Origin of the sequence: Streptomyces sp. NPDC047043, from assembly GCF_040644055.1 — a bacterium.
Lineage (GTDB): Bacteria > Actinomycetota > Actinomycetes > Streptomycetales > Streptomycetaceae > Streptomyces.
In genome coordinates, this window is the sequence record NZ_JBEYVO010000015.1 from 137393 (window position 1) to 155065 (window position 17673).

The 17673-nt window shown below is 72.1% G+C and carries 14 protein-coding genes; 10 read left to right on the forward strand and 4 right to left on the reverse strand.

Features of this window, described 5'->3' with window-relative positions:
* The first annotated feature begins 24 nt into the window (after positions 1-24).
* On the forward strand, positions 25-1362 hold the full coding sequence (locus ABZ880_RS24325; RefSeq protein WP_361266470.1) for a hypothetical protein: 1338 nt from the start codon (positions 25-27) through the stop codon (positions 1360-1362).
* Positions 1363-1761: 399 nt separating this feature from the next.
* Here the strand turns inward: ABZ880_RS24325 and ABZ880_RS24330 are convergent, their stop codons facing one another.
* Entirely contained in the window at positions 1762-3072 is a 1311-nt protein-coding gene (locus ABZ880_RS24330) for a chloride channel protein (protein ID WP_361266689.1), read from the reverse strand.
* A gap of 348 nt (positions 3073-3420) precedes the next feature.
* Here ABZ880_RS24330 and ABZ880_RS24335 point away from each other — a divergent pair, with 348 nt between their 5' ends.
* Positions 3421-4806 carry a glutamate decarboxylase gene (locus ABZ880_RS24335; RefSeq protein ID WP_361266691.1) on the forward strand — a complete coding sequence of 462 codons (1386 nt, stop codon included), beginning with the start codon at positions 3421-3423 and terminating at the stop codon, positions 4804-4806.
* A 33-nt stretch (positions 4807-4839) separates the two neighbouring features.
* Positions 4840-5679 (forward strand): hypothetical protein, encoded by an 840-nt coding sequence (locus ABZ880_RS24340; protein ID WP_361266472.1) that lies wholly within the window; start codon positions 4840-4842, stop codon positions 5677-5679.
* An 18-nt stretch (positions 5680-5697) separates the two neighbouring features.
* On the opposite strand, the gene ABZ880_RS24345 is transcribed toward ABZ880_RS24340, so the two are convergent.
* The 3 genes from ABZ880_RS24345 to ABZ880_RS24355 form a co-directional block, all read right to left on the reverse strand.
* Complete coding sequence (locus ABZ880_RS24345) at positions 5698-7308, reverse strand: MFS transporter (RefSeq protein ID WP_361266474.1); 1611 nt, start codon at positions 7306-7308, stop codon at positions 5698-5700.
* 107 nt (positions 7309-7415) lie between these two features.
* Complete coding sequence (gene ppdK / locus ABZ880_RS24350) at positions 7416-10088, reverse strand: pyruvate, phosphate dikinase (protein WP_361266476.1); 2673 nt, start codon at positions 10086-10088, stop codon at positions 7416-7418.
* Between the two features lie 9 nt (positions 10089-10097).
* Positions 10098-11000 (reverse strand): universal stress protein, encoded by a 903-nt coding sequence (locus tag ABZ880_RS24355; RefSeq protein ID WP_361266478.1) that lies wholly within the window; start codon positions 10998-11000, stop codon positions 10098-10100.
* A 164-nt stretch (positions 11001-11164) separates the two neighbouring features.
* Here ABZ880_RS24355 and ABZ880_RS24360 point away from each other — a divergent pair, with 164 nt between their 5' ends.
* The 7 genes from ABZ880_RS24360 to ABZ880_RS24390 all read left to right on the forward strand — a co-directional run bounded on the left by ABZ880_RS24360 (position 11165) and on the right by ABZ880_RS24390 (position 17673).
* On the forward strand, positions 11165-11980 hold the full coding sequence (locus tag ABZ880_RS24360) for a universal stress protein (RefSeq protein ID WP_361266480.1): 816 nt from the start codon (positions 11165-11167) through the stop codon (positions 11978-11980).
* Positions 11981-12062: 82 nt separating this feature from the next.
* Positions 12063-12569, forward strand: a complete 507-nt coding sequence (locus ABZ880_RS24365; protein ID WP_361266482.1) for a hydrogenase maturation protease — start codon at positions 12063-12065, stop codon at positions 12567-12569.
* Complete coding sequence (gene hypF / locus ABZ880_RS24370) at positions 12566-14845, forward strand: carbamoyltransferase HypF (protein WP_361266484.1); 2280 nt, start codon at positions 12566-12568, stop codon at positions 14843-14845. Before ABZ880_RS24365 ends, hypF begins: the two co-directional genes overlap by 4 nt.
* Positions 14846-14851: 6 nt before the next feature.
* Positions 14852-15109, forward strand: a complete 258-nt coding sequence (locus ABZ880_RS24375; protein WP_361266486.1) for a HypC/HybG/HupF family hydrogenase formation chaperone — start codon at positions 14852-14854, stop codon at positions 15107-15109.
* Positions 15110-15269: 160 nt separating this feature from the next.
* Complete coding sequence (locus ABZ880_RS24380; protein WP_361266488.1) at positions 15270-16406, forward strand: 4Fe-4S dicluster domain-containing protein; 1137 nt, start codon at positions 15270-15272, stop codon at positions 16404-16406.
* Positions 16406-16870 carry a cyclic nucleotide-binding domain-containing protein gene (locus ABZ880_RS24385; protein ID WP_361266490.1) on the forward strand — a complete coding sequence of 155 codons (465 nt, stop codon included), beginning with the start codon at positions 16406-16408 and terminating at the stop codon, positions 16868-16870. Before ABZ880_RS24380 ends, ABZ880_RS24385 begins: the two co-directional genes overlap by 1 nt.
* On the forward strand, positions 16867-17673 hold the full coding sequence (locus ABZ880_RS24390) for an FAD/NAD(P)-binding protein (RefSeq protein WP_361266492.1): 807 nt from the start codon (positions 16867-16869) through the stop codon (positions 17671-17673). The genes ABZ880_RS24385 and ABZ880_RS24390 overlap by 4 nt, the downstream gene beginning before the upstream one ends.

A 17673-nucleotide genomic window follows, 5' to 3' on the forward strand; every position in this document is an offset into this window, starting at 1 on the left:
CCGCGCCGGGATCTCCTCGAAGACATGACAGGCACCGACACGCCCCCGCCAGAGCCGGAGCCCTCCCGTGAGACTCCTGGCGAGGAACAGGAGCTCTCGCCGCAGAAGGCCCACGAACTGGACGAGCTGCGCCGCCGGGTGAGCGAACTGGAGAGCGCCAGGCACGAACCGAAGCACCGGCTCCGGGCCCTGGGTTCGGTCCTGCTGATCATCCTGGCGTCCGTGCTGGCACTGCTCGCCGTGGTCGCGGTCTGGGCCAACAGCATCATCCGCGACACCGACCGTTACGTCGCAACCGTGGCACCGCTGGCGTCCAACCCCGACATCCAGCAGGCAGTGACCACCCGGGTCACCAACGTCGTGCTGAAGCAGATCGACGTGGATGCGCTGGTCGCGCAGCTGAGTGACGCGGCGTCGGAGAAGGGGGTTCCGCCCAAGGCCGCGAACCTCATCGGCAACCTGAGCGGTCCCATCGACAGCGGTCTGAAAGAGCTGGTGCACAGCACTGTGTTGCGGGTGGTCTCCAGCAGCGCCTTCGAGACGGTCTGGACCAATGCCAACCGCCGGGCCCACACCGCCGTGGACAAGGCGCTGACGGGGTCGGCCGACTCTGCGATCACGCTGAAGAACAACCAGGTCGCCATCGATGTCGGGCCCATCGTGGCCCAGGTGAAGGACCGCCTGGTCAGTTCGGGATTCGCGCTGGCCTCGAAGATCCCCGACGTCCACACGGAATTCGTCGTGGTCGAGGGGAAGGACGTCGGCAAGATCAAGTCGTATCTGAGAGTGCTGCAGATCATCGGCAACTGGCTGCCCGTCATCGCGGTGCTGATCGCCGCCGCGGGCGTGTTCCTGGCGTCGCATCGCCGACGGGCGCTGATCGGGGCCGCCATCGGGGTGTTCCTCGCCATGGTGCTGCTGGGTGTGTGCCTGACCGTCTTCCGAACGGTGTATCTGGACCATCTGCCGCCGGGGACGAACGCGGACGCCGCGGGTGCCGTCTACGACTCGCTGGTGAGGTTCCTGCGCTCCAGCGTGCGAGCCGTGGGGGCGCTGGCCCTGGTCACAGCCCTCGGGGCCTTCTTCATCGGACCGTCCCGGGTTGCCGTGCTCACCCGCCACTTCTGCACCAGGGGCATCGGCGCCGGGCGGGACGTGGCCGTCTCGGCGGGGCTGCGCCTGGGCGCGGTGGGCCGGTTCGTGCACCGCTTCAAGGGGTGGATCGGGGCCGTGATCCTGGCGGTGGCCGCGATCGTCCTGTTCACCTGGAACTACCCGACCATGATGGTCGTGATCTGGACGGCGGTGATCGTGTTGGTGGCCTTCGCGATCCGCGAGTTCCTGGACACCGAGCCCGCGTGACACCCCGCCGGCCCGGCGGTGTCCGGTGTGGCGCGCGCGTCCCGCCGCTTGTGCACGCGGCGCCGGATCACCCGCCCGCAACGGAGCGTGGCGGTGCCGACGACGATCAGGATGCCGAGGTTCAACAGCACTTGCTGCAGTGAGGCTCGCACCTCGTCTCAGCCGGCGAAAGCACCGGCCCGGGCCTGCGCCCGGGCCACGATCCCCACGATCCCCACGATTCCGGGCGGCGCGGCGACCCCCACCGAGCAGAGGGACGTGGCGACGGCGAGCAGGAACGATCAGGGAGGCAAGCCCTCACCGGATCCCACGCGAACCACGTCGCACTGTTCACCGAGGAGATCGGTCCCGGCAGTGAGCAACTGGGCGATTTCCCGCAGGCCTTCACCTACGTCTCGATCATCCTGGCGGTGACGATCCTGGACGACGCGCACGACCGGCCGGCGGTTCGCTGAACGCGGGGATGGGCGGCCCCTGCGGCAGGAGCTGGACCACGACGAAGGACACCACGGCGGCCAGCACCACCAGCGCCACCGTCTCCACGTTGCCCAGCAGGAGTACGACCAGGACCACACTGCTCACGGGCACCCGCAGGGCCGCGGTCACCGACGCCGCCATCCCGACCGCCATCGCCGGCACCAGCCCCAGACCGGGCAGCGGCGACAGCAGGACACCGGCCGCCCCGCCCAGGAACAGGGCGGGGAAGACGGGGCCACCGCGCAGGCTGCCCAGACAGAACGTGTACGCGAGACCCTTGAACACCAGCACCGCGACGAGGGCGCCCACCGACCATGCATGCGGGTCCTGCGCCAGGCCGGCCAGGGCGTCCTCCCCCGACATGGCGGCATCGGCCGGCGAATGGCCGGTGGCGACCGCGTAGAGGGTGATGGAGCCCGCCGCCCCCAGCGCGCACAAGATGGTGTTCCGTACCGTCCGGGTCGCCACGAAGCCGGCCACGAACCTGCCGCCCACGAACACCCAGTGGATGAGGAAGGCGAGGGCCGGCGCGATCAGCAGGACCCACAGGACGTCCGCCCAGTCGAGCGGCGGCGGCTTGGGCAGCCCGATGTCCAGGCTCCCGGTCTCCAGACCGGTCCAGTGCACGAACCCGGTGAAGATCAGGTCCCCGACGCCGCTGGCCAGCAGGGCCGGCAGCATCACCGCGAACAGCTGCGGCCCGCCCATCCCGGCCACCTCCATCAGGAGCACGGCACCCACCACCGGGTTCCCGAAGAGCGCCGAGATGGCCGCCGCGGACCCGGCCGCGCCGAGCAACGCCGTGCTCGCCTCGGTCTGGGGCGCCCGGACCAGGCTCGCGAAGAGCAGCGCCAGACCGCCGCCCAGGGCGATCAGCGGTGCCTCGGGACCCAGGACGACCCCGAGCGGCAGACCGACCAGCGCGGCGACGAGGACACCGGGCAGTGCCTCCTTGGTGACTCCGCCGGAATGCAGACCGCCCGCCGGGATGTGCCCGCCCCGCCCGGGAAGCCGGGCGACCACCAGACCAACGACCAACCCGGCCACCGCCATCAGGGGCAGCGCCCACCACCACGGAGCCTGCTTCCAGCCCAGGTCCTTTGGCCAGTCCGTCCAGATCAGCTGCTCCAGCTGGTGAAGCGCCACGAGGAACCAGAAGGCGAGCAGCGCCACCGGAACACCGATCAGCCCGCAGAACACCAGCGCCTTGCGGTATTCGGGGCGGCGCAGCATGTTCTGCAGCTGGTCGGCCTCTTGGGGCTGATTCCCCGGCGCGGGCACGGCCGCTGCCGATTTCGTCCCGGCGATGGGGGCCTCCTGAGATCAGGACACGACAGGTGATTCAACCTATAACAGGACGATGCTATCCACTCGGCTGTCCACTGGCCGTCGCCACGCTGCCGAGCCGGCACACAAAGTCCTTCGCCGCAGGCGCCGAAGCCGCGTGGCCCGTGCCCGGTATCCGGGGGCCGAGGCTCACTGAGTCGTGCCCGAGATGGCCTACGTCCTCATGCCGAAGCCGCGGCCGATCCGTAGCGTCTGATTCGGATCCGAGACCGATATGTGAGGTGACTGGTGGCTCTGCACAACGCTCAGGAGCGGGCGGCCGACCCGGCCGTCGACATCTTCGCCTCGCCGCTGAGTGAGCGGCCCCTGCCGAAGCGATCGATGCCGGAGTTCCCCGCGCCACCGTCCGTGGTCTTCCAACTGCTGCGCAACGAACTGCTCCTGGACGGCAACGCCGCACAGAACCTGGCCACCTTCTGCACCACCTGGACGAACGACGAGGTCCGCCGCCTGATGGACCTGTGCCTGGACAAGAACATCGTCGACAAGGACGAGTACCCGCAGACCGCGGAGATCGAGTCGCGCTGCGTCAACATCCTCGCCGACCTCTGGCACGCGCCGGCCGGCACGAGCGACGACGCCAATGCCGTGGGCTGCTCGACCACCGGCTCCAGCGAGGCCGCCATGCTCTGCGGCCTCGCCCTGAAGTGGCGCTGGCGCGACCGCCGCCGCGCCGCCGGCCTGTCCACCGACCGCCCGAACCTGGTGTGCGGACCGGTGCAGGTGTGCTGGGAGAAGCTCGCCCGCTACTTCGACGTGGAGCTGCGCCAGGTCCCGGTGGAGCCCGGAGCGACCGGCCTGCAGCCGCACCAACTGCGCGAGTACGTCGACGAGAACACCATCGGCGTCGTCGCGATCCTCGGCGTCACCTACACCTGCACCTACGAACCGGTCGCGGAGATCGCAGCCGAGCTCGACCGCCTGCAGAAGGAGACGGGCCTCGACGTCCCGCTGCACGTCGACGCGGCCTCCGGCGGATTCATCGCACCGTTCCTCCACCCCGATCTGGTATGGGACTTCCAGCTGCCCCGAGTCGCCTCCATCAATGCCTCCGGCCACAAGTACGGCATGGCGCCGCTCGGCGTGGGCTGGGCACTGTGGCGCGACAAGTCCGCCCTGCCGGAGGACCTCGTCTTCCACGTCGACTACCTGGGCGGCGACATGCCCACCCTGGCGCTGAACTTCTCCCGCCCCGGAGGGCAGGTGGTAAGCCAGTACTTCATGTTCCTGCGCCTCGGCCGCGAGGGGTACCGGCGGGTGTACCAGTCCTGCGCCGACACCGCGCAGCACCTGGCCCGCCAGATCAGCGAGATGGGCCCCTTCACCCTCCTCTACGACGGCGCAGACGCACTCCCGGCTGTCTCGTACACGCTGACCGACCCGGCGTCGACGAGCTGGAGCCTCTACGACCTCTCCGACCTGCTGCGGATGCGCGGCTGGCAGGTGCCCTCCTACCCGCTGCCGCCGAACCGTCAGGAGACGGTCATCCAGCGCGTCCTGGTCCGGCACGGCGTCGACCGCGACGAAGTCGAACTCCTCGCCGACGACATGCGCAGAGCGATCAAGCACCTCGACGAAGGCCGCCCCAGCGACGCGGAACGCGCCGGCTTCCACCACTGAGGCAGGGGCTGCCTCTGGACGCGGGAGCGGATCGTGGAACAGCCCGAGCAGCGCACCGAGGGCGCGGGACCGTTCACCACCCGAGCCACCTGGCGCCTGCCCGGTGGCGGCGAGGTGGTCTGGGAGTCACGGCTCGCACGACGACGCGGAGTGCTCGCCCTCCGCACACCGACCGCAGGCGGAGATCTGCACGCCCGTGCCGACGAGGTCTCGGTCCGCCGCCTGCGCAGGCTCAACGCCGTCGCCGCGACCGCCTTCGTCATCGGCGGGGCCCTGTTCGCGGCCGGCGCCGCCGTGGCCCAGTTCGGCTCCGGCGACGCCACCGAGTGCGCCTCGATCTACTTCGTCGGCGGACTGTTCTTCAACACCGGCGGGTACGTCTCACTGCTGCAGGTGATCAACGCGCCCCGTCACGTGATCGGCGGCAGGGCGCTGGTCACCCGCCGCTGGCGCTGGTGGAGCTACGAGCCCACGCGGGTGGACTGGCTGAGCGCCTTCCTCCTGTTCACCGGCACCCTGGTCTTCGGTGTCAACCTGCTCAATTCCTTCCTCCAAGGCCTGAACGTCCACCAGGTCAACCGTCTGATCTGGGTGCCCGACGTGGTGGGCTGCGTGCTGTTCCTGGCCTCCGGCCACCTCGCCCTGGTCGAGGTCTGCCACGGCCGGCCCCGCCTCCTCCCACGCGGCCTCGGATGGTGGATCGTCGCGGTGAACCAGCTCGGGTCCGTCCTGTTCATGGTCTCGGCGCTCGCCGCGTACACCCGCCCGGCCACCGGCAGCCCGGTCAACATCGACATCGCCAACTGGGGCACTCTCGTCGGCGCCCTGTGCTTCTCCGTCGGCGGCGTCCTCCAGATCTACGAACGCCCGTAGAGCACCGCCCGATGAGGCCTACGTCGAGCGGGGCTGAGTCGTCGGGATCCGGTGGGTGAAGAACATCGCGAGGAGCGACGTGAGGGCAAGGATCGCCAGGGCGGCACGCAGGCCGTCGAGCCGTGCGTCGGCATTCGCGTCGAGCGCGGCCTGCGTCACCTTCGTGCTCGCGCCCGCCTCGTCGAGGGCGGCCTCGAGCTGAGCGTCCGACAGGAAGGGCACACCACTTTGCAGTTCGACGCCCGCCTTGTCCTTGACCTGGGCCGGGATCTGCGGGTTCTGCTCGACGTTGGCGAGGAACGAACTGGTCAGCGCGGCGATCAGGACCGACCCGGCCAGTGCCGTACCGATCGAGGAACCGAGGTTGGTGACCGCGTTCTGGACGCCGCCCACTTCCGCGCTCCGCTCGTCCGGCACCGCTGACAGGGTCACCGAGCCGAGCTGGGACGCCAGCGCGCCCATGCCCAGCCCGATCAGCAGGAGGGGAATGGTGACGACTTCCGCACCCGCGTCGGCGTCGAGCGCGGCCATCAGGACCACCGCTCCCGCGAACAGCGAGAGGATCCCGAACCGCACCACCCGCCGCGGCGAGACATCCGGGAGGAAACGCGGGATGAGGATCGCGGCGGCCAGCAGTGTCAGCGAGAGCGGCAGGATGCGGGCGCCGGTCTTGAGCGCGGACAGGCCGAGGGCCACCGACAGGTAGAGGGGTACGACGAAGAACACGCCCATCTGCACGAGGTACTGGAAGAAGAACATCGTCAGCCCGCCGGTGAGTTGCCGGTTCTGCAGGAGGGCCGGGTCCACGAGTGGTTCCCTTCGCCGCTCCACGAGGCGTGCCTCCCAGCGCAGGAACAGCCAGATCAGGAGCAGCCCCGCCAGCATCAGCCAGACGACCAGTGAGATCCCGAGCCATGAGGGCGCGTCGGGCTTCGGCTGGAACCAGCCCCATTCGTCCGAGCGGAGCACGCCGTAGACGAAGACCCCGAGCCCGGCGGCGGACAGCACCGTGCCGAGGAGATCGATGCGGGAACGGCCTTCGGTCGGTGCGTCGGCGATACGGCGGCCGAGGGCCAGGATGGCGAGCACGATCGCGACTTCACCAGCGAACACCCAGCGCCAGGAGAAGTAGGTGGTCGCGATGCCTCCGACAAGCGGCCCGAGGGCGATCGCCACGGCTCCCGCGGCCGTGACGAGCCCGTAGGCGGCGGGCCGGCGTTCGACGCCGAAGTTGCCGGCGACGAGCGCCACGATCGCGGGCAGGATGAGCGCCGCCCCGAGGCCTTCCAGAAGCGACCAGCCGACCAGGAGCACCGGCAGGTTCGGGGCCAGCGCCGTGGTCAGGGATCCGCACCCGTACACAGCACAGCCGATCATGAACGCGCGTTTGTGACCGATCAGCGTGCCGACCTTGCCGCCGGGGATCATGAACATCGCCATCACAAGGGTGTAGGCGGTGATCGCGCCCTGGACCCCGGTCACCGTCGTGCCCACGTCGTCGGCCACCGTTGCGATCGAGACGTTCATGACAGAGCTGTCCAAGGCCATGAGGAACTGGCCGGACGCGAGTGTCAGGAGAACGAGTCGTGCGGTTGCCGAACCCTTGGGGCTGCCTTCCCGTGGTGCCATGCGCGCATGGTCTCAACGGCCGTGTCTGTCGCCCCACGACCCGCCATGGAGATAGACCGGTTGGCCGCGGGGTTGACCCGACCTCGAGGCATGAACCGCTCAGCTCCTCATCGGCTGTCGCTGGTTTTGGTCGTGTCCATCACGGTCGCGCGTCCCGCCTCCAGCCGCGCCGCCGGGATGCGGAACGGCGAGCAGGAGACGTAGTCCAGGCCCGCCCGGTGGAAGAAGTGGATGGAGTCCGGGTCTCCGCCGTGTTCGCCGCAGACGCCCGTCTCCAGGCGGGGGTTGACCGAGCGGCCGGCTTCGACGGCGATCTCCACCAGCCGTCCGACGCCCTCCTGGTCGATCGAGTCGAACGGCGACACCTGGAAAATGCCCTTGTCCAGGTACAGCGGGAAGAAGGAGGCCTCCGCGTCGTCGCGGGACAGGCCCCAGGTGGTCTGGGTGAGGTCGTTGGTGCCGAAGGAGAAGAAGTCGGCGGCCCCGGCGATGCGGGCGGCGGTCAGGGCGGCACGCGGCAGTTCGATCATCGTGCCGATCGGGCAGTCGAGTTCGGTGCCGGTCTCGGCCGCGACCTCGGTGAGGACGCGTTCGGTCTCGGCGCGGGCCAGGCGCAGTTCCTCGACCGTGCCGACCAGCGGGATCATGATCTCTGCGCGCGGGTCGCCGCCGGCCTGCCGGCGGGTGGTGACCGCTTCGGCGACGGCCCGTACCTGCATGGCCATCAGGCCGGGCACGGCCAGGCCCAGGCGCACTCCGCGCAGGCCGAGCATCGGGTTCTGCTCGTGCATGCGCTCGACGGCGGCGAGGAGCTCGCGGTCGCGCGGGTCCGGGTCGGTGGCTTCGGCCAGCCGGACGGCGAGTTCCGTGCGGTCGGGCAGGAACTCGTGCAGCGGCGGGTCCAGGAGGCGGATCGTCACCGGCAGCCCGTCCATCGCCGCGAGGATGCCGGTGAAGTCCTCGCGCTGCAGCGGCAGCAGGGCGGCGAGGGCCTGTTCGCGCGCCGTGTCGTCGCGGGCGAGGATCATCGCCTCGACCAGTGCCCTGCGCTCGCCGAGGAACATGTGCTCGGTGCGGCACAGGCCGATGCCCTGCGCGCCGAGGCTGCGGGCGCGCGCGGCGTCCTCGGGAGTGTCGGCGTTGGCGCGGACCTCGAGGCGGCGTACGGAGTCGGCGTGGGCGAGGGCGCCCAGGACCGCCTCGGTCAGCGGGCCGGCGGCGGTGCCGGTCTCCAGCGCGCGGCCGACGTCGGAGGCGGTGAGCGGGAGCGCGCCGAGGTGGACGGTGCCCGCGGTGCCGTCGACGGAGACCGTGTCGCCCTCGTGGACGACCACCCCGGACCCGGTGGTGAACGCGCGCGCGACCGGGTCGACGCCGAGTGCCTCCGCGCCGCACACACAGACCTTGCCCATGCCGCGTGCGACGACCGCCGCGTGGCTGGTCTTGCCGCCCCGGCTGGTGAGCACGGCCTGTGCGGCGATCATGCCGGGCAGGTCGTCGGGGGTGGTCTCGCGGCGGACGAGGATCACCTGCTCGCCGACCGCGGCACGCCGTACGGCCTCGGCGGAGTCGAAGACGGCGGCGCCCACCGCGGCGCCCGGCGAGGCGGGCACGCCGTGGGCGAGGGGCACGTCGGTCGGCCGTAGCTCGAAGCGGGGGAACATCAGCCGGGTCAGTTCGGCGCCGTCGACCCGGACCAGTGCCTCGTCGGCGGTGATCGCGCGTTCCTCGCGCAGGTCGTGGGCGATGCGGAAGGCGGCCTCGGCGGTGCGCTTGCCGACCCGGGTCTGCAGGATCCACAGTTTGCCGCGCTCGACGGTGAACTCGACGTCGCACAGGTCGCGGTAGTGGTTCTCCAGGGTGCGCATGTGGTCGCCGAGTTCGATGTAGGAGCGCGGGTCGAGCGACTTCAGCTCGTTCAGGGGCAGCGCGTCGCGCACGCCGGCGACGACGTCCTCGCCCTGTGCGTCGGGCAGGTAGTCGCCGTACATGCCGCGTGCGCCGGTGGCGGGGTCGCGGGTGAAGGCGACACCGGTACCGGAGTCGTTGCCGAGGTTGCCGAAGACCATCACCTGGACGTTGACGGCGGTGCCGAGGTCCTCGGGGATGTGTTCGCGGTGGCGGTAGACGCGGGCGCGCTCGGTGTTCCAGGAGTCGAAGACGGCGCGGATGGCGCGGGAGAGCTGCTCGGCGGGGTCCTGGGGGAAGTCCTCGCCGGTCTCCTTGCGGATGATGGCCTTGAACTCCTCGGTCAGCCGGGCGAGTTCGCCGGTGTCGAGGTCGTGGTCGTGCGTCTTGTGCGCGGCGATGGCCTGCTCGAACAGGTCGCCGTCCACGCCCATCACGGTGTGCCCGAACATCTGGATCAGCCTGCGGTAGGAGTCCCAGGCGAACCGCTCCTGCCTGGAGGCCTTGGCGAGTCCGGTGACCGATCGGTCGTTGAGCCCGATGTCGAGGATGGTCTCCATCATCCCGGGCATGGAGAAGCGGGCGCCGGAGCGCACGGACACCAGCAGCGGGTCGTCGGCTGCGCCGAGGGTGCGGCCCATGGCCCGCTCCAGGCCGGCCAGCGCGTGGGCGGCCTCGACGCCGAGTTCGGGCGGCTCCTCGCCGGTCTCCAGATAGACCTTGCACGCGTCGGTGGTGACGGTGAAGCCGGGCGGGACGGGCAGCCCGATCCTTGTCATCTCGGCGAGTCCGGCGCCCTTGCCGCCCAGCAGGGCGGCCATGTCGCGGCCGCCCTCGGCGAATTCGTACACGTACTTCGTCGGTGTGCTCATGGCGGCCTCTCAGTCGTGGGGTACGACGGCCACGGGGCAGCCGACGTGGTGGATGGCGGCGTGGGCGACGGGCCCGATGCGCGGGCCGGCCGGCCGGTCGGTGCTGCGGCGGCCGACGACGAGCAGGCTCGCGCCGGAGGCGGCACGCAGCAGCGCCGACTGGGGCCGGCCCTCGGTGACGGTCTCGGCGACCTCGACGCCGGGGTACTTGTCGCGCCACACCTGCAGGACGGCGGTCAGGAAGCCGTGCCACTCCTCGGCCCGCTCGGGGCTGCCCACGAGGCCGAGGTCGCCGGGGCCGAGCCCGATCGGGGAGGGCTGCTGCCAGGCGTGGACCACTTTCAGGCGGGCTCCGCGCAACCGGGCCTCCTCGAAGGCGAACTGGATCACCTCGTCGCAGGGGTCGGCGAGGTCGATGCCCAACACCACGTCCCGGTATCGGGTCCGGATCGAGCCGTCGCCCCGGGCGTCCGGGAGATGCTCGTCGGCGGCCTCTTCGCCGGCCCGGACCAGGACGACGGGCCGAGCGGCCCGTGCCACCACACCAAGGGCGACCGAGCCGACCAGGAAGCCGGTGAAACCGCTGAGGCCGCGCGAGCCCAGCACCAGCAGGTCGGACTGGTCGGCCGCCTTCAGCAGGGCGGCGCTCGCGGGGCCCTCGACCTGTTCGTCCTCGATACGGGCTGCGGGGCAGGTACGGCGGATCCGGTCCTCCGCCTCGCGCAGGGCGCGGCGGGCCAGATGCCGCTGGGCGGCCGTGGCGATCTCGCCGTCCTCCTGGCGCGGATGCCAGTTCCAGACGTGCACGAGCTTCAGCGGACGATCGCGCCGGACCGCCTCGCGGGCGGCCCAGTCGGCCGCGGCCTGGCTCTCGGCCGATCCATCGACTCCGGTGATGACGGGCGGAAGCATGATGCGCACCTCCTGCGCTCGGTCTGCTCCTCGCCATCAGCCTCGTCCCGGCCCCTACCGGCGGGTATGGGCCGCCAGGGCTCAGGCCGGGCCCGTTCGGCCCCTGCCCGGGCGGGGGGTCGGCGGCCAGGCTGGAAGACCTACGGGTCGGAAGGCAGCGGACCATGCAACGAGTGATCATCGCCGGGGTGGACGGGTCGGCGGGCAGCCGTGCCGCGGTCGACTGGGCAACGCGCGAGGCGCTGTTGCGCGCGTTGCCCCTGCGGGTGGTGCACGTGGTGCCGGCGGACGCCACGGACGTGGTGGAGCGCAGACCGCACCGTGCCGATCTGGCGGACCTTGTGGCCGAACTCGTTCAGCGGCACCCGGCGTTGAAGGTTCGAGGCACGAGCCTTGTCGGGCCTCCGGGCGCGCTCCTGCGCAGCGCGGGCGAGGACGCCGAGCTGGTCGTGCTCGGCCTGCGCGGCGAGGGCGACGGCGCCGGGATCACCGTGGGTTCGACCGCGGCGGCCCTGGCCACGGGCTCCGCCGGGCCGGTGGTCCTGGTCCCCGGCAAGCGCGCCGGTGTGGGTCCCTCCGCCGGCGTGACCGTCGGCGTCGACGTCCGGGCGCCGGCGTCCGGCGCGCTCGGCTTCGCCTTCGAGGAAGCACGGCTGCGCGGCGTACGGCTGCGCGCGGTGTACGCCTGGAGGCTGCCGCCGCGCGCCGCCGCCTCGCCCTGGCCCGTCCTGGAGGAGGACCGCGCCACCTTCGAGGACCACGAGGTGCAGCTGCTGTCCGACGCGCTGCGGCCGTGGCGCACGAAGTACCCGGACGTCGACGTTCTGGAGGACGTCCTGCTGTTCACCCCGGTGGAAGCCCTCGCCCACGCCTCGGAAAGCGCCGAACTGGTGGTGGTCGGACGGCGTTCCGGCTCGGCCTCCACGGTCCGGGAGCTGCTGGAGCACTGCCGGTGTCCGGTCGCCGTCGTGCCGTCGTAGGCCCGGTGGGGAGGGTCGGCCCCGACGGTTGGGTCGTTCGGCCTCTGTGGGTGCCGTATGACGGCGGCGCAGGGTGAGGAGCATGAGTCCGCGTGCACGCATCGCCGTCATCGGTGTCGGAAATGACTTCCGGCGCGACGACGGTGTGGGCTGGGCGGTGCTCGCCGGGCTGCGCGAGCGCGCCGGGGAACGGCCGCTGCCCCCCGGCACCGTGCTCGCCACCTGCGACGGGGACCCCGCCCGGCTGATCGGCCTGTGGGAGGGCGCCGACCTCGCCGTGGTCGTGGACGCGGCCCACGCGCACCCGGGCACGCCCGGCCGTGTGCACCGCCTCGAACTCGACGCCGGACACCTCGCACAGCCGCCGACGACCAGCTCGCACGGGCTGGGCCTCGGCGAGGCGGTCGAACTCGCCCGGGTTCTGGGCGTGTTGCCGGGCCGTCTCGTCGTGTACGCCGTGGAGGGCGCCGACAGTGCGCTGGGCACCGGCCTCTCCCCCGCCGTCGCGGCCGCCGTCGAACCCCTCGTCCGCGCCGTCGAGTCGGAGGTCGCCCGGCACCGGGAGCCTGCGGCAAGGGGGCGGGCATGACCGTGCGCCGCTTCCATGTGGAAGGCATCGTCCAGGGCGTCGGCTTCCGGCCGTTCGTGTACCGCACCGCGGCCGAGCTCGGCCTGGACGGCTGGGTGGCCAACGTCAACGGGCACGTGGAAGGTGTGGTCGCCGGGCCGCCCCGGGCCATCGAGGAGTTCGCGGCACGTCTGCGGGCCGACGCGCCCGCGCTCGCCCGGGTCCGCCGGGTCCGCCTCACCAACGGCATACGCCGGCCGGGGTACGAGCGGGGGTTCCGGGTCCGCTCCAGCGCGCCCGGCGTCACGGACAGGGCTGCGCGCGAGATCCCGCCCGACGCGGCGATCTGTGACGCCTGCCTGCATGAGCTGCGAGACCCCCGCGACCGCCGACACCGCTACCCGTTCATCAACTGCACGGACTGCGGGCCCCGCGCCACGATCATCGAGGACCTGCCCTACGACCGTGTCCGTACGACCATGCGCCGCTTCCCGCTGTGCGCGCGGTGCGCCGCCGAGTACGGCGATCCGGCCGACCGGCGCTTCCACGCCGAACCCGTCGCGTGTCCCGTGTGCGGACCAAGGTTGGTCTGGGAGGACCTGCGCGGCGAGGAGGCTCTGCGCGCGGCGGTCCGGGCCGTCGGCGCCAGTGGGATCGTCGCGCTGAAGGGCCTCGGCGGCTACCAGCTGGCGTGCGACGCGGGCGATCCGGTGGCCGTGACGGAACTGCGCCGCCGCAAGCGCCGTCCGGCGAAACCGTTCGCCGTCATGGTCCGCGACCTCGCCACGGCCGCCCGGCTGGCGCGGATCGGCGCCACGGAACAGCGGGAGCTGACGTCCCCCGCCCGTCCCGTGGTGCTGCTCGCCCGGCGCGCGTCGAAAGGGATCGCTCCGGAGGTGCACCCGGGGTTGCCCCACGTCGGCCTGTTCCTGCCCACCACCGGCCTGCACCACCTCCTCCTCGACGACCTGGACCGGCCCCTGGTGGTCACCAGCGGCAACCTCAGCGACGAGCCCATCGCCGTCGACGACGCCGAGGCCCGCCGCGCCCTGGCCGGCATCGCCGACGGGTTCCTCACCCACGACCGGCCCATCCGCTCCCGCTACGACGACTCCGTGGTGCAGTTCACGGGCCGGACCCGGATCACGGTCCGCCGGGCCCGCGGGCTGGCCCCCGCCCCGCTGCCACTGTCTGTGCGGGAGCCGGTCGCCGGGGCCGGGGCCCAGCTCAAGCACACATTCACGCTGGCCGCGGACGGCCGGGCCCATCTCGGTCCGCACACCGGCGACCTGGCCGATCTCGCGACCCACGACGCGTTCCTGGCGTCGTACGACCATCTCAAGCGGCTCACCGGCATCGAACCCGTCGCCCTCGCCCACGACCTGCACCCCGGCTATCTCTCCACCCAGTGGGCCGAGGCGCAGCCGGGGCGGCGGATTCCGGTGCAGCACCATCACGCGCACGTGGCGGCCTGTGCGGCCGAGCACGGGGTGCGGGGGCGGTTCCTCGGCGTCGCCTACGACGGGCTCGGGCTGGGCGACGACGGCACGCTGTGGGGCGGCGAGATCCTCGTCGCCGATCTGAGCGGCTACCGCCGCGTGGGCAGGTTCGCGACCGCGCCCCTGCCCGGCGGCGACGCGGCGGTACGCCATCCCTCCCGTACAGCCCTCGGGCATCTGCTCGGCGCCGAGACGCTGGGCTCACCCCACCCCTACCCCTGGCTCACCCGGCCCTTCACGCAGCGGCTCGATCCGGCCGAGGCCGCCGCCGTGCGCGCCATGGTCGCCAAGGACGTCAACTGCCCGCGTGCCTCGAGTGCCGGACGGCTCTTCGACGCGGTCGCCGCCCTGCTGGGTCTGTGCGACCGGGTGGGTTACGAGGGTGAGGCCGCCGTCCTGCTCGAGGCGGCGGCGGGTACCGAGCACGCCGTGCCGCTGGCCCATCGGGTGGTGCGGGCGCAGGGTCTGTGGGTGTACGACTCCGCGCCGACGCTGGCCGACCTGCTGGAACGGCAGCTCGACGGTGAGCCGGTGGCCAGGCTGGCCGCGGCCTTCCATCTGACGCTCGCGATCGTCACCGCGGAACTGGTCGCGCGAGCCGTGGACGAGGGCGCGCCGCGCACGGTGTGCCTGGGCGGCGGCTGCTTCGTCAACCGCCTGCTGCTGACCGAGGTGAAACGCCGACTGCGCGCGCAGGGGATGCGAGTGCTGGTCGGCGGTCAGGTCCCGGTCGGGGACGGCGGCATCAGTTACGGCCAGGCCGCGGTGGCAGCCGCGCGGCTGGCCGGGGAGGGGTGAACGCCCATGTGCCTCGGCATCCCGGGCCGGGTTCTGGAGATCCACGACGACGCCGGCCTGCGCATGGCCACCGTCGACTTCGGCGGGATCCGGCGCGAGGTCTGCCTGAGCTGCACGCCGGAAGCGGACGTCGGGTCGTACGTCATCGTCCACGTCGGCTTCGCGATCACCCAGGTCGACGAGGCGGAGGCGCACCGCACCCTCGACGTGCTGCGGGCGATGGCGGGTGCGGTGGAGGGCGAGCTGGGCGAGCCACTGCCGTGAGCGGCCCGCCGGAAGGAGCCCATCGGAAGGGGCCCATCGGCCCTTTGGGATCCGGTCGGCCCGCCCGGCAGGGACGGTCAGCCCCTGCCGCGGACGGTGTGCCGGGGCCGAACCTGGCGGTGGAGGAAGCACGGAACCGCCTCGGACAGGGAGGACCGTCATGACCGCCACCCGAGCCCCGGCCGTGCTCGACCGGGACGGTCTGAACGCGCTGGTCGCGGCTCTGGTGGCGCAGGGACGCACCGTCGTCGGGCCGACCGTCCGCGACGGGGCGATCGTGCTGGCGGAGATGACCTCGGCGGACACGCTGCCGTACGGCTGGGGGGTCGAGCTGGACGCCGGGCGGTACCGGCTGGTGCGGCGAGCGGACGACGCCGCCTTCGCAAACAGCGCGGGACCGCAGTCCTGGAAGGCGTATCTGCACCCGCAGCGCGAGCAGTTGTGGAGCGCGGACCGCACCCCGGAGGGCGGCCTGTCCTTCACGGCGAGCGAGCCGGAGGTCCCGTCGTACGCCTTTCTCGGCGTCCGCCCCTGTGACCTTCGGGCGATCGCGATCCAGGACCGCGTCCTGACCGGCGGACGGCACGAGGACACCGGCTACGGGCAGCGGCGCCGGCGTGCGCTGCTGATCGCCGCCGAATGCACCGAGCCGGGCGCGACCTGCTTCTGCGTGTCCACGGGCGGCGGGCCCGCCGCCGATCCCGGCTACGACCTCGCGCTCACCGAGGTGGTCGACAAGGACGGGCACCGGTTCCTCGTGCGCATCGGCAGCGAAGAAGGCGCCGAGGTGCTGGAGCAGGTGCCGCACCGCTCCGCCGACTTCGTCACCGAGGCCACGGCCCGCGGCTCGGTCGACGCGGCCCGTGACCGCATGGGCCGCTCGCTGCCCCCGGTCGACCTGCGGGCCCTGATGGGCGCGAGCCTGGCCGCCGAGCGCTGGAACGACGTCGCCGAGCGCTGTCTGACCTGCGGGAACTGCACGATGGTCTGCCCGACCTGCTTCTGCACCACCACGGAGGAGGTCACCGACCTGACCGGTGACCACGCCGAGCGGTGGCAGCGCTGGGACTCCTGCTTCGACCTGGACTTCTCGTATCTGCACGGCGGCCCGGTCCGCGCCTCGGCGCGCAGCCGCTACCGGCAGTGGCTCACCCACAAACTCTCCACCTGGCACGACCAGTTCGGCACGACCGGATGCGTCGGCTGCGGGCGCTGCATCGCCTGGTGCCCGGCCGGCATCGACATCACGGAGGAAGTCGCCGCGCTGGAGGCCGAACTCGGAACGGAGACGGACTGATGCCCCCCTCGATCGCCCTGCGCATGAACCACGCCCTGCCCGCCGAGCACCGCGAACGGCTGCTGCGCGTCGCCCGCGAGGTCTCCTTCCCGGCCGGCACCCGGCTGTTCGAGGAGGGCGGGCATGCGGACCGCTTCTGGATCGTCCGGGACGGGACGGCCGCCCTCGACATGCATGTGCCCGGCCGCCGCCCACCCGTCGTCGAGACGCTCGGCGTCGGCGATCTCATCGGCTGGTCCTGGCTGTTCGAGCCGTTCGCGTGGCAGCTGGGCGCCGAGAGTGTGACCCCGCTGCGGGCCTACGAGTTCGACGCCGTCGCCGTCCGTCTGATGTGCATGGACGACGCCGAGTTCGGGCGGGCCGTCGAGCACTGGGTCGGCCGGGTGCTGGCCCACCGGCTGCACGCGGCACGGACCCGGCTGCTCGATCTGTACGGGCCCTACGGCAGCGGCGGTTCGCGATGACGGACGTCCCCGTGCCCCACCGCGTGGTCGCCCGTCGGCCGGAGACCGCCGACACGGTCACGCTGTGCCTGGAGCCGCTCGCCGAACCGCTCACCGACTTCGAGCCGGGTCAGTTCGCGATGGTGCACTGCTTCGGGCGCGGCGAGATCCCCGTCTCGGTCAGCTCGGTGCAGTCCACCGGCGGTCTCGCGCACACGATCCGGGCGGTGGGCGCCGTCTCGGCGGGGCTGTGCGAGGCGCAGGCCGGGGATGTCCTGGGGCTGCGGGGGCCGTACGGCGCCGGCTGGGAGCTGGAGCGGGCGCGCGGGCGTGACGTGGTGGTGGTCGCGGGCGGCATCGGGCTCGCGCCGCTGCGGCCGCTGATCCTGCGCGCACTGGCCGAACCCGCGCGGTACGGCCGCGTCAACGTGCTCATCGGTGCCCGCACCCCCGGCGACCTGATCGGCCTCAAAGAGGCGGCGCGCTGGTCCACCGTCTACACCGGCGTGACCGTCGACCGGCCCGACGACGAGTGGCGCGGGGACGTCGGCCTGGTCACCCAGCTGCTGGACCGGGCGGACTTCGAGGCGGCGGACGCCTGCGCGTTCGTCTGCGGACCCGAGCCAATGATCCGCGCCACCGCCCGCGACCTCGCGCACCGTGGCGTGCTCCGCGAACGGATCCGGGTCTCGCTGGAACGCAACATGCGCTGCGCGACCGGACATTGCGGGCACTGCCAGCTCGGTCCGGTGCTGCTGTGCCAGGCGGGTCCGGTGGTCGGCTGGGACCAGGCCGAACCGCTGCTGTCGGTAAGGGAGCTGTGA